Annotated in this window: 13 protein-coding genes; 10 read left to right on the top strand and 3 right to left on the bottom strand. The window is 39.9% G+C overall.

Annotated features, from left to right (window positions below; translation table 11 throughout):
- Positions 1–7: 7 nt before the first annotated feature.
- On the top strand, positions 8–667 hold the full coding sequence (locus tag LVD16_RS04530) for a Spy/CpxP family protein refolding chaperone (protein WP_233772483.1): 660 nt from the start codon (positions 8–10) through the stop codon (positions 665–667).
- A 26-nt stretch (positions 668–693) separates the two neighbouring features.
- Here the strand turns inward: LVD16_RS04530 and queG are convergent, their stop codons facing one another.
- A complete protein-coding gene (queG, locus tag LVD16_RS04525) occupies positions 694–1,620 on the bottom strand; it encodes a tRNA epoxyqueuosine(34) reductase QueG (RefSeq protein ID WP_255697839.1) in 927 nt (308 codons plus the stop codon).
- A 112-nt stretch (positions 1,621–1,732) separates the two neighbouring features.
- Between queG and LVD16_RS04520 the strand changes: the two genes are divergently transcribed.
- From LVD16_RS04520 to LVD16_RS04510, 3 genes are all read left to right on the top strand, one after another.
- Positions 1,733–2,209, top strand: coding sequence for an RNA polymerase sigma factor (locus LVD16_RS04520; RefSeq protein ID WP_233772469.1), 477 nt, complete (start codon positions 1,733–1,735; stop codon positions 2,207–2,209).
- Complete coding sequence (locus LVD16_RS04515; protein WP_233772464.1) at positions 2,206–2,793, top strand: hypothetical protein; 588 nt, start codon at positions 2,206–2,208, stop codon at positions 2,791–2,793. The genes LVD16_RS04520 and LVD16_RS04515 overlap by 4 nt, the downstream gene beginning before the upstream one ends.
- Before the next feature lie 61 nt (positions 2,794–2,854).
- Positions 2,855–2,998 carry a hypothetical protein gene (locus tag LVD16_RS04510; protein WP_233772459.1) on the top strand — a complete coding sequence of 48 codons (144 nt, stop codon included), beginning with the start codon at positions 2,855–2,857 and terminating at the stop codon, positions 2,996–2,998.
- Between the two features lie 68 nt (positions 2,999–3,066).
- Here LVD16_RS04510 and ruvB read toward each other — a convergent pair whose 3' ends face one another.
- Positions 3,067–4,095: a Holliday junction branch migration DNA helicase RuvB gene (gene ruvB / locus LVD16_RS04505; RefSeq protein ID WP_233772454.1), complete on the bottom strand. Its 1,029-nt coding sequence runs from the start codon at positions 4,093–4,095 to the stop codon at positions 3,067–3,069.
- Positions 4,096–4,223: 128 nt separating this feature from the next.
- On the opposite strand from ruvB, the gene LVD16_RS04500 reads away from it, so the two are divergent.
- From LVD16_RS04500 to LVD16_RS04485, 4 genes are all read left to right on the top strand, one after another.
- Positions 4,224–5,258: an FAD:protein FMN transferase gene (locus tag LVD16_RS04500; RefSeq protein WP_233772453.1), complete on the top strand. Its 1,035-nt coding sequence runs from the start codon at positions 4,224–4,226 to the stop codon at positions 5,256–5,258.
- On the top strand, positions 5,255–6,001 hold the full coding sequence (locus LVD16_RS04495; RefSeq protein ID WP_233772449.1) for an SAM-dependent methyltransferase: 747 nt from the start codon (positions 5,255–5,257) through the stop codon (positions 5,999–6,001). The genes LVD16_RS04500 and LVD16_RS04495 overlap by 4 nt, the downstream gene beginning before the upstream one ends.
- Before the next feature lie 51 nt (positions 6,002–6,052).
- Complete coding sequence (locus tag LVD16_RS04490; protein WP_233772444.1) at positions 6,053–6,796, top strand: ZIP family metal transporter; 744 nt, start codon at positions 6,053–6,055, stop codon at positions 6,794–6,796.
- A 66-nt stretch (positions 6,797–6,862) separates the two neighbouring features.
- A complete protein-coding gene (locus LVD16_RS04485) occupies positions 6,863–7,294 on the top strand; it encodes a hypothetical protein (protein ID WP_233772437.1) in 432 nt (143 codons plus the stop codon).
- A 2-nt stretch (positions 7,295–7,296) separates the two neighbouring features.
- Here the strand turns inward: LVD16_RS04485 and LVD16_RS04480 are convergent, their stop codons facing one another.
- A complete protein-coding gene (locus tag LVD16_RS04480; RefSeq protein ID WP_233772432.1) occupies positions 7,297–9,720 on the bottom strand; it encodes an ABC transporter permease in 2,424 nt (807 codons plus the stop codon).
- Between the two features lie 180 nt (positions 9,721–9,900).
- Between LVD16_RS04480 and LVD16_RS04475 the strand changes: the two genes are divergently transcribed.
- A complete protein-coding gene (locus LVD16_RS04475; protein ID WP_233772427.1) occupies positions 9,901–11,280 on the top strand; it encodes a sigma-54-dependent transcriptional regulator in 1,380 nt (459 codons plus the stop codon).
- Positions 11,281–11,282: 2 nt separating this feature from the next.
- The gene (locus LVD16_RS04470) at positions 11,283–12,614 is read left to right on the top strand and encodes a sensor histidine kinase (RefSeq protein WP_233772412.1); all 1,332 of its coding nucleotides are present in this window, start codon (positions 11,283–11,285) and stop codon (positions 12,612–12,614) included.
- The last annotated feature ends 2 nt before the right edge of the window (positions 12,615–12,616 follow it).

Raw genomic sequence — 12,616 nt, 5'->3', positions numbered from 1 at the left:
TACTTATATGAAAAAGGTATTCACATTATTGTTATTCATTTCAATCTCAGCCATTACTTACGGTCAGGATATATTTCAGCAAGAGCTTTTTAGTGCCGATCTGGTAATGAAATATCGCGATGAGATTAAACTTTCTGACAAGCAGGAAAGCAATATTAAAAAGATCCATAGTGAGCATATGGCTAAATTCAACTCTTTGAAATGGGATATGGATGCACTTCAGGTATCTATGAAAAAAACGCTTCATAATACAGAGGTAGATTCAGAGAAGTCTCTGCAGATGCTTGAAAAAATGCTTGCTCTTGAAAGTGAAGCCAAAAAAATTCGCTTGGATATGCTTATTCAGATAAAGAATCAACTATCTGCTAACCAGCAGACTACGCTGGATAAATATAGAGGTGAAAATGGGCTTAGTTCCTATGATTTTATAACTCCCATCAGTGAAAACCCAAGAGTAGTAGTAAAGGTAGATGGCGTTCAAGCTGATGCGGCTCCTAAATACTATATCAAATCAGCTAATGGCTATAAGGAAATACCATCAGCTGACGGTATTGATCCTAGCTCTATTAAAAGTATTAACGTACTAAAAGGAGAATCTGCAATTGATCAATTTGGTGCGGCAGCGAAAAATGGGGCAATAGTAATTGAGCTTAAGAATTTAAATTAGTTTCCTACTATAAATGAAGCGGCAGGTTAATGATCTGCCGCCTCAATATTCCTCTTCAAGCCCTCAAATTTGGTTCTTTTCACAGCCGATTTTCGAAATATTTCATTGAATACTTCCCTGGTCAGTTCTTTCCATTCTTTTTTATCCAGCTGGCCTAATTGGCTGTGGGGGGTAAAGGCTGGTTCCTGATGTGGTTTAGAGAATCTATTCCATGGGCAGACATCCTGACAGACATCACAGCCGAAAATCCAGTCATCCATGTTAGCTTGCAGATCATTGGGGATTTCGTCTTTAAGCTCTATGGTGAGATAAGAAATGCATTTGTTCGAATCTATAACAGTAGGCTCTGGAATAGCATCAGTAGGGCAATGGTCCATGCAGGCAGTGCAGGTGCCGCAGTAGTCCTTTACAGGTCCATCATACTCCAGCTCCAGATCGATAATGAGCTCAGATAAAAAGAAAAAACTACCTGCCTGTTTACGTAAAATAAGGCTGTTTTTTCCTATCCATCCTACACCACTTTTAGCTGCCCAGGCGCGTTCCATGACCGGTGCAGAATCTACAAATACACGGCCATCTACAGCTCCTACCTGCTCATGAACAAGGTCCATGAAGGTTTTGAGCTTTTCTTTTATAACGAAGTGGTAATCTTTACCATAGGCATATTTGGCCACCTTGAAATTATCTTTCTGAGCCAGGTCTTGCTCTGGGTAATAATTGTAGGCCAGGCTCACCACAGACTTTGCTCCAGGCACCAGCTTGGTAGGATCCAGTCGCTTGTCAAAGTGATTTTCCATGTAGCTCATTTTGCCATGCATATTTTGCTTCAGCCATTTTTCCAGACGTGGGGCTTCCTCTTCCAGAAACTCTGCCTTGGCTATTCCGCAAAACATAAAGCCCAGATCATGAGCTATTTTTTTAATAATGTGGCTTCTTTCACTTTTTGACTGCACGCTACAAAGATAGATTTTGTACAAACATCTCTCAATGAGTAATTCTCTAAAAAAGTTAGACCATTTGTAATAAATTTGAAATTCTGTCTACTAACGAGGTGAAATTGATTTCATGGGATCTGATATATTTTTTGAAAAGTTTGTAGAAAGCAACTTGCGCATAATTAACCGTATCTGCAGGGCATACGCTAGTGACTCTGAAGAAATGAAGGATTATGTGCAGGAAGTGACCATCCAGCTATGGAAGTCTTACGAAAAGTTTAAAGGCGACTCGCAGGTTTCTACCTGGGTATATCGTGTTACGCTAAATGTGTGCCTTTCTTTATCTAAAAAAGGAGAGAGGAGAGTAAAAACTGTATCAGCACTACCTAATGATGTAATGCCCGACGCTCATGACCCCAAACATGAGCAACTAGAAAAGCTCTATGCTGGCATTAAAAAACTGAAAGACACCGAAAGGGCCATTTTATTATTGTACCTGGAAGATAAGAGCTACAAGGAAATAGCTGATATCCTGGGTATTACCGTGACAAACGTAGGAGCAAAAGTGAACAGAGCTAAAACACAATTAAAATCCATAATACTATGAGTACAGACCTGAAGGCATTATGGAATAGCAGTGAAGAAACACTGGTTAGCCCAGATTTGGACAAGCTAAAATCTGAGTCTACAAATACTCTGACCAGAATTAAGAAAATTCTATCCATAGAATATTGGCTGAACCTCATTCTCAGCCCCATATTTATACTACTTTTAATATGGCAAGATCAGTGGTGGCTGGCCGTTTTTCAGGCCTCTATTAGCATCGCTTATTTCTTCTATTATACGGTGCTAATCAAAAAGATAAAGCACTTTGACTACAGCCAGAATGTAGTAGAATCGTTAAAATCTACCTACCGCTATCTTAGATTTTACTTATTACACTATAAGGCTTTAATGTGGGGGCTATTCCCTGTGGGTGGCTCCGTTACATTTATTTGGGGAATCTATTTAGGCTATACCGAGGCTGGAGGGAAAGACATTTTTACTAACTATAAAATCTGGCTTGTATTTATAGGCACCTTGCTACTAGCCTCAGGACTTGGCTGGCTCATTAACAAATTTGTAAACCTACTTTATGGGAATAAAATCAACAGGTTGAAGAAACAAATTGAAGATTTTGAAAAAAATTAATTGAGATCTGTAATAAACTGAAAAAACGGTCTACTAACCAGAAAACAAAAATTAAAAGACTATGAATACTTTAGTAGCCAAACTTACTCCAAAATCAAAAGCAGGTAAAGCAATAGCCGTTTTCTTAATATGCATGATTGCAGCCATATATTTCTTTAAAACCGGTGAAATAATCGGAAGCGCACTGGCCAAAGTTTTAAAATGATAAGGCAACTATTAAACCGGGAAGGAACATATTTCAGGCTATGGTTATAGCACTTCCCGGTTAAATTTTTAATCGAACAGTCCGCGAGTTCTATTAGGAGGCACTAGTTTTAAGTGCTTGTAAGCCAGCTCAGTAGCTTCCCTACCACGCGAGGTTCTTTTTATAAAACCTTCCTGTATCAGAAAAGGCTCATACACCTCCTCAATAGTTTCTGCTTCATCGCCACAGGCCGTTGCAATGGTAGAAATACCTACAGGCCCACCCTTGAACTTTTCGATAATGGTGGTAAGAATACGGTTATCCATATCATCTAAACCATGCTCATCTACATCAAGAGCATCTAAGGCCATTTTGGCTATCTCTTTTGTGATGGTGCCATCACCCTTGATCTGAGCAAAGTCTCGTGTTCTTCGCAATAGATTATTGGCAATCCTCGGGGTACCACGGCTTCTACGAGCTATTTCATAGGCCGCATCTTCATGAATGGGACAATTCAAAATACCACACGAGCGCTCAACTATGGTTTTTAAAAGCTCGGCATCATAATATTCCAGCCTGGCATTTATACCAAACCTGGCTCTTAACGGTGACGTAAGCAATCCCGCTCTGGTGGTAGCACCAATCAATGTAAAAGGCGCCAGACTAATTTGAACCGAGCGTGCGCTTGGTCCGGAATCCAGCATAATATCTATTCTGAAATCCTCCATGGCAGAATATAAATACTCCTCCACGATAGGGTTCAGTCGGTGAATCTCATCTATAAAAAGAACATCATTATCTTCCAGGTTGGTGAGCAGACCGGCCAGGTCACTGGGTTTATCCAGCACTGGCCCTGAGGTGATCTTGATATTAGTTTCAAGCTCATTAGCAATGATATTTGAAAGGGTGGTTTTACCCAATCCGGGAGGGCCATGAAGTAACACATGATCTAAAGATTCTCCTCTCTGCTGGGCAGCTCGCACAAATATCTGAATATTCTCTACTACCTTATGCTGGCCGGTAAAGTCATTGAAACTCAAAGGCCTAAGCGCCTTCTCAATTTCCTTTTCCGCCGGGTTTAGCCCTTCTCCTTCTGCACTTAAATAGTCTTCTCTCATAAATCAGTTAAAAATATAACGATTGCCTTTTCCAAGTGTGAATTTAGGATATAATTCCCTAATTAATAATTCTAAAGTAAACATAAGCCACATCAATTTCATTAATTTAGCGGCAAATTTTAATGTGAATGAGCCTCCGTTATAAAAACATCCTTTATACCGTAATTCTATTACTTGCGGTGTTTTTAGTTTGGAAATACAGAAAAAGCCAACAAGTTCCTATGGGTTATCTCACCGGTAAAACCATGGGACCCATAACCTACAATGTGAAGTATTTTGATCCTAATACTCAGCATTACCAAACTCAGGTAGATTCATTACTCAAGGTTTTTAATCAGTCATTAAACACCTACATACCGGAATCTGAGATATCTGGTTTTAACCGAGATTCCGCCTTCACCTTCCAGCTTCCGTTTTTCTACCCGGTACTCAAAAGAAGCCAGGAGATTTATAATATGACATCAGGGGCTTTCGATCCTACAGTAATGCCTGTGATCAATGCCTGGGGCTTCGGACCTGAGAAAGAGATCAAAAAAGATTCTGCTTATCTGGACTCACTCATGACATTTGTGGGGTTTAATAATATTGATTTTAACGAAAAGCAAGTCTGGAAAAAAGACAGAAGAGCCGAGCTGGACTTTAGCGCTGTAGCTAAAGGTTACGGAGTAGACGAAGTAGCTCATTACCTGGAAGATAAAGGCATTGAAAACCTGTTTGTAGAAATAGGTGGCGAAGTGTATGCTAAAGGAAAAAACCTTCAAAAAGACACTTTCTGGTCAGTTGGAATTTTAGACCCGAACTCTGATGAGCTCAACCAGTTTTACTATGCCATAGTAACCTTAGAAAATAAGGCTATGGCTACCTCAGGAAACTATTTTAACTACCACATTATTGATAGCGTAAAATATGGCCATACCATAGATCCAACCACAGGATTTCCAATAGTGCACTCACTCCTCAGCGCCTCTATTTTTGCTGATGATTGCATGACTGCCGATGCCGTAGCCACGGCCTGCATGGTAATGGGCGTAGAAAAATCAAAGGCCTTCTTTAACGAGCACCCGGAAATGGATGCCTTCTTAATATATACTGATAAAGACGGAAACATGCAATCCTATGCAACTCCGGGCATAAAGGATAAAATTGAAAAGGTAGAGCAATGACAGCAGTAAGCAAAGAATGGTTTGGAGAGTGGTTTAACTCACCTTATTATCATATTTTATATAAGAACAGAAATCTTGAAGAGGCTCAGAAGTTTATAGATAACCTGATCAGCCACTTTAAAATTGACATTAACCATAAGGTGCTTGACCTGGCTTGCGGTAAAGGAAGACACTCCATCTACATCAATAAGAAAGGCTTCGATGTGGTAGGTGTTGATTTATCTGCTGAGAGCATTAAGTATGCTAAGCAGTTTGAGAATGAAAAGCTGCATTTCCATATTCATGACATGCGTGAAATATTCAGGAAGAATGAATTCGACGTTATTCTGAACATGTTCACCAGCTTTGGCTATTTCAAAACTGAGGCTGAAAATGAGCAAGCCATTTGTGCTGTAGCTGCGGGCCTGAAGCCAAAAGGCAGCTTCCTTATGGACTTCCTTAACCCACATAAAGTAATTAAAAACCTACAACCTTTTCACGAGAAAGAAATTGGCGGAATTCATTTCAAGATTCGTAAAAAGCTAAGTGATGATGGCTTTATCATTAAATACATCGAGTTCTCAGATGAAGGTAGAGATTATATCTTCCACGAACATGTGAAGGTAATATACAAAGAGAGCTTCCTTCGCTATTTCTCTAAGGCTGGTCTCAAGACCATTCAGATATTCGGCGACTACGACCTTAACCCATATGACAAAGAAACTTCTGACAGAATGATCTTTGTTACGCAAAATGCTGAATAAGAGCATTGCAAATGCAACTATGTTGTATATTTGCTCCCTAATATTAGATTAATGGCAATAAACCTTCTAGTTTTATTCTTTTCAGCATTCGCTCCCGGAATACTAGCATTATTTGTTCCTCAAAATCAAGGCAATAAATATAAGCTGGCACTGGTATTTGCAGGTGCATACTTGTTTGCCATTACCATCATTCACATTTTACCCGAGCTTTTTGCCAGATCCACTGATCCCATTACCATAGGGCTCTATATTTTGGTGGGCTTCTTTGTGCAGCAGATATTAGAATACTTTTCAGCTGGCGCAGAGCATGGCCATATGCACGAACACGAAGGTGATCATAAACATGGTAAATCCAGTGCTATTATGGTTTTGATAGCTCTTTCTGTGCACTCTTTTTTAGAGGGATCTTTGTTAGCTCACCCTAGCACCATTCATGCACACCATGAATCCATGTCATTACTAGCAGGAATAGTGCTGCACAAAGCCCCGGCGGCTTTTGCGCTGATGTCTATTTTGCTTTGTCATTTAAAGAAGAGAAACACTGCCATTATTTTCCTATTGATTTTCTCACTGGCATCTCCTGTTGGCCTGTTTTTAGGTGATTACTATGTTGAAGGAAACGCTTTTTCTCCGAAGATATTTACCATACTTTTTGCCATAGTAAGTGGTAGCTTCCTACACATTTCCACCACCATTATTTTTGAAACCAACACATCGCACTCTTTTAACCCTAAGAAACTAGGCGTGGCTATTATGGGAGCCTTCATTGCGGTGGCCGCAGAACTTTACTTTTAAAAAGCTTTACCTCCTCAAGGAAAGTGCATATATTGTAAATATTTTTTGATCTACAATAATTCTTTTATGATGAAGGCCCTAACCTTTACCCTGCTTTTTGTGGTGTGCACCCTTCAAATCGCCAAAGCTCAGTTTGACGACAAGCACATGCTTTATGCTAATAAAGTGCAAAAATTCGGCAAGTTAAAGCGAATAGGAACCACCATGGCTGCCGGTGGAGCTATCATGACTGCCACAGGTATCGTTCTGGTATCCAGGGCAGACTGGTACACCACTTATAGCAGCAACGGCAGCAGCCAACTTTCCACAGATGACCCTGATGGCATCACTGGATATTACCTCACCATGATTGGTCTACCCATTACCATCGGAGGAGTTGTTTTAGCCATTATAGGCAACAAGAAAGAAAAACAATATATGCGCAAGCTCGAAGACTTTAGTGCCGGCTACTTCCAGTATAAAGGCACTCATGGTATAACTATTCGCCTGCGCTTATAAGTCTATTCATCTTTCAGCACATCCACCGGATTAGCCTTTGCTGCTTTTAGAGTAAGGTAAGAAAGTGTTATCCATGAAATGATAATCAAAGCTATTCCTGATAGAACAAAAATCAATGGATTTACCTCTACCTTGTAGGTGAAATTATGAAGCCAGTTATCAGCTAAATACCAGGCAAAAGGAGCTGCAATAAGAATAGCGATTATTATGAGCCTGGAAAAGTCTTTCAATAAAAGCGATAGCACTGAAAACACACTGGCCCCGAGTACCTTTCTTACGCCCACTTCTTTCATTCTTCGCTTAAATGATAAACTAGCCAAGCCAAACAGGCCACAGCAGGCAATAAATACAGCGATGATGGAAAAGCCACTGAAGATTTTAGCAGTCTGCTCTTCAGATTGATACTGATAAGAGAGATCATCAGAAAGCACAGTGTACTCAAAGTTAAAACGGTCTATAAACTGGCTCCAAACCTGCGCCATGTCATTAAGAGTGGCCTGATAATCATCATTTGAAATCTTCACCAGCATGTAATTGTAGTGCTCAGCATATTTAAAAACCAATGGTTTTACTGTTTCATGAAGCGATTGATAGTTAAAATCCTTTACCACACCTATAATAGTATGTCTTTTTGGCGCCTCACCGGTCACTTGCTCCCACATTACCTCTTTGCCGACAGGATCAGAAAGACCAAGCTCGTTGGCCGCTTTTTCATTAATAATTAAAGCATTATCTCTATCCGTTAGAATGTCTCTTGAAAAACCCCTTCCATCCAGAAGCGTAAGCCCCATAGTGCTTATGACACTCTCGTCAGTATAAAGCTCAGATATGTTAATGCTGTTCTTTGGGCTTCCTACAGGATAAATATTGTGCTGATTAAACTGAAGACCGGGAACATTGCTTACGCCGGAAACAGACTGCACACCAGACACTGCCTCCAGCTCCGTTTTCAAGGCCAGAAATCGATTATCGAGATCAGCATTTTTTAAGGGAATATTGAGGATGCGATTTTTATCATAACCTAAATCTTTATTCTCCAGAAAGTAAAGCTGATCATTGATGATGAAGCTTCCACTAATAAGAACCATGCTTATTAAAAACTGTAGCACCACTAACACATTTCTAAGGCCTACACCCTTTGGCTTTATCTTCTCAATGCCTTTTAAACTCACCATAGTATTGATTGAAGAAAGAAATACGGCAGGGTACAAACCAGCCAATAAGCCCACCAAGGCACCTATACCTATCATTGAAAATAGATATACTGGAGCATGTAGATAATTGGTTTCTAGCTGTTTACCAGTAATGTAATTGAATAACGGCAAGGCCACCTCAGCTAAAAGCCCCGCTATGATCACTGCTATAGCCGCCGTAAGTAAGGATTCTCCCAAAAACTGTAATGAAACCTGACTTTTATACGCTCCCAAAGCCTTTCTAACACCAATCTCCTTTGATCGCTCTGTCGACTGGGCCGTGCTAATATTCATAAAATTAACTGAAGCAATTAACAAAATAAGGAATGCCGCAGTGGTCATGATATACACATACTCAACATTTCCATTTGGCTCCAGCTCCCATCTAATATGTGATTTTAAATGAATATCAGTAAGAGGAGTCAGCTGGAAATGCATATTTGTTTTAGAGATTCGAGCCACGTCCTCATCGGGTAATTTTACTTGCTTAGAAAACCACACCAAAAGCTGCTCATCCAGTTCGTGGGCATCAGCTCCTGGCTTTAATTTCAAGTAATTAAAATGCCCAAAATCATCCCAGGTATAAAATTTATTGCCTGGCTCTAATGCCTTCAGGGTGACATAAGAAATGAGTATATGAAAATGGAAATGAGAATTAGAGGGCACGTCTTCAAACACACCTTCCACCATTACCAAAGTTTTATCATCATCTATAGAAAGTTGTTTGCCGATGGGGTCTTCATCGCCAAAATATTTCTGCGCATAGCTCTGAGACAGAAGAACTCCTCCCACATTCCTAAGTACATCCGCCTTATTTCCTTTGATCAATTTAAAATCAAAAACCTTAAAGAAAGTACTATCCACACCCAGGATATCTCTCTCATCATAAACTAAATCTTTTTCAGGATTTTTAATGGAAAAAACGCGCTTGGTTAGTCCTGCACCCCAAAGTGGTGTTAGCGATGTAGCTTCCAATACCTGAGGAAAATCGCGCTTCATGGCCAGAGCCATGGGATGAGGTGTTCGGGTTTGAGAATTATCAGAATGCCATTCCAATCGATAAATGTCAGCGGCATCCTTATGAAATTTATCATAGCTCCACTCATCTGAAATGTATAAAGAGATCAGAATAACGCAAGCGAGACCAAAAGCAAGCCCTAAAACATTGATCAAGGCATATACTTTTTGCTTGATCAGATTTCGAAACGCGATTTTTAGATAATTTTTCAGCATAGTAAATGTGTTTCTTCCTCAAAGGCCAAAAACATGCCTCTAAACTTAAAACACTGATTTACAGATATTTAAAGTGAAAATATATAACTTAAGTTGATTAGTGTGTTCCGTTATGGAACAGATATTTGTTCCAAACAGGAACAAATTCTATCTTCATTATAAAAATAAGCCAATAAAAGTATGAAGCAGATATCTGCCAATATTTTAGTTATAGATGATGATAGCGATGTGCTTCATTCTGCCCGCATGACCTTAAAGCCATTATTCAAAAATATTACGGTAGAAAGTCAGCCGGAGCAGATCAACTACCTGCTCAACCATCATCAATATGATGTGATATTGCTGGATATGAACTATACCACTGGCTCTACCAGCGGCAAGGAAGGCCTCTACTGGCTCCAGCAGATAAAAGGCCTAAACCCTGAACAGCAAGTGGTAATGATCACCGCCTATGGAGATATAAAGCTGGCAGTAGAAGCCATGAAAATTGGTGCAGCAGATTTTGTGGTAAAGCCCTGGGAAAACGAAAAGCTACAAGCTACGGTGCTCTCTGCCTTTAATCTTAGCCAAAGCAAACAAGAAATAGAACAGCTGAAGCAAAAGGAAACGGGCATCAAACAGCTACTTAATGACACCAGCACGGAGATCATAGGCCAATCTCCTGCCATGAAATCCCTTTTTAAGATGACGGCCAAAGTAGCTACTACAGACGCCAACGTTATCATTTTTGGTGAAAATGGAACAGGAAAGGAATTATTGGCGAAATCTATTCATGAAAAATCCAGCAGAAGCAACAATGTTTTTGTGAAAGTAGATTTAGGTACTATCAGTGAATCATTATTTGAGTCTGAAATGTTCGGCCATGCTAAGGGATCATTTACAGATGCTAAACAAGATAAGATTGGCCGCTTTGAATTGGCACATGGAGGCACGTTATTTTTGGATGAAATAGGAAATCTTTCCCTGAACCTTCAGGCAAAATTACTCACTGCCATCCAGCATAAAACCATCACCAGAGTGGGAACCAGCGAAACAATAGCCATAGATTGTAGAATTATCGCAGCTACCAATAATAACTTATTTCAAATGGTGCAGAACGGTGAATTTAGAGAAGACCTTCTTTATAGAATTAATACCGTAGAGCTGCAAATGCCGCCATTGCAAGATAGGCCGGAAGATATTCAACTATTAGCAGAGCACTTCCTTAAATTATTCGGCGATAAATACCGAAAAGGGACTCTCCAGCTTAGCAAAAAAGGCCTGAAGCACCTGGAGCAACACTCATGGCCTGGCAACATACGAGAACTGCAACATGCCATAGAAAGAGCCGTGATTATGAGCGACACTAGTGTGCTAGACCCTGACGATTTACTTCTTCAAAATCCTAAAAACAAGGTAATATCCCCCAATGAGTCAGTAAGCTTAAATGAGATTGAAAAGGAGACTATAGAGAAAGCAATAGCTAAAAATAAAGGCAACATCTCAAAGGCTGCCAAAGAGCTGGGACTGGGAAGAACCACTATTTACAGAAAAATGGACAAATACGGCATCAGCTACTAACTATGAACTTCAAAAACTTCCGTATAAACATCCTATTACGGGTATTCCTCATCTTGCTCATGGCTTTTGGAATGGCCTATTGCTGGCTCTATACTGAATGGTGGTTCACACCGGCGGTGCTTTTCATTATATTGATCATAGTAGTTGTAAATCTGGTACTCTATATTGAAAAAACGAATATCAGGCTTACACATTTCTTGCTGTCCATTAAGCAAGGCGCTTTTACTTCATCTTTTCAAGGCAATAAAAACGGCGCCGTAGAGGCTCATCTCAGTGCGGCACTGAATGACATTATAAAGGAGTTTCAAAAGCTCAACCTGGAAAAAGAAAGTCAATTTCAGTACTTAAAAACGCTGAATGAAAACATAGGTGTAGGGCTGATAAGCTACAGTGAAGATGGCAACATAGAAATGCTCAACCCAGCGGCCAAGAATCTGATCAGAAAGCCTTTTCTAAGAAACATAGATGAATTAAAATCAATTGATAGTCATCTTTTCGAAACCATCAAAAAGCTAAAACCAGAGGAAAAACAGGTAATCAAAACCTATATAGGTGGAGAAATGCAACAGCTGTCCGTGCAGCTCAAGGAATTTGTGGTTCAGCAGAAGTCTTTCAAGTTAATACTCATCCAAAACCTGCTATTTGAGCTGGATCAAAAAGAAGTAGAAGCCTGGCAAAAATTGATCGGCGTTCTTACTCATGAGATAATGAACTCAGTTACTCCAATCGCCTCATTAAGCGCAGCTATTAATGCGCAATTAAAGGATCAAGATATCAACACATTGACCGCTGAAGACGGTGATGACATTTATACCAGCCTGGATACCGTGGAAAAAAGGAGCAAAGGGCTGATCAAATTTATTAATACCTATAAAGAATTCTCTAAAACCCCGGACCTGACGCTTAGACCTTTCAACCTGGTGGAGGTAGTAAAAAGGATTACTCAACTGCTGGAACCAGATATGCAGCAGGCCGAGATTAAACATACTATACATGCTGAAAGTCAGGATATTAAAGTTAATGGAGATCAAAACCTCATAGAGCAAGTTATTATTAACCTATTAAAAAATGCCATTGAAGCCATTGACGATTCAGAACGATTAATCGACATTAAAATATATCATGATCTTCATCGTGTGCGTTTGAGCATTTCCAACAGCGGCTCTGGCCTGTCCCCCACGGATATAGAAAAGGTGTTTATTCCTTTCTACACAACCAAAAAGAGTGGATCAGGCATTGGACTCAGCTTCGCGCGGCAGATTATGAAATTACACAACGGCGGTATTTCTGCTCGCTCCGAAAATGGAACAACTACCTTTACCTTAACCTTATAATT

The sequence above is a fragment of the Fulvivirga ligni genome (assembly GCF_021389935.1).
Lineage (GTDB): Bacteria > Bacteroidota > Bacteroidia > Cytophagales > Cyclobacteriaceae > Fulvivirga > Fulvivirga ligni.
The sequence above is the reverse complement of the archived record's forward strand: the minus strand, read 5'-3'. Positions and strand labels throughout refer to the sequence as shown.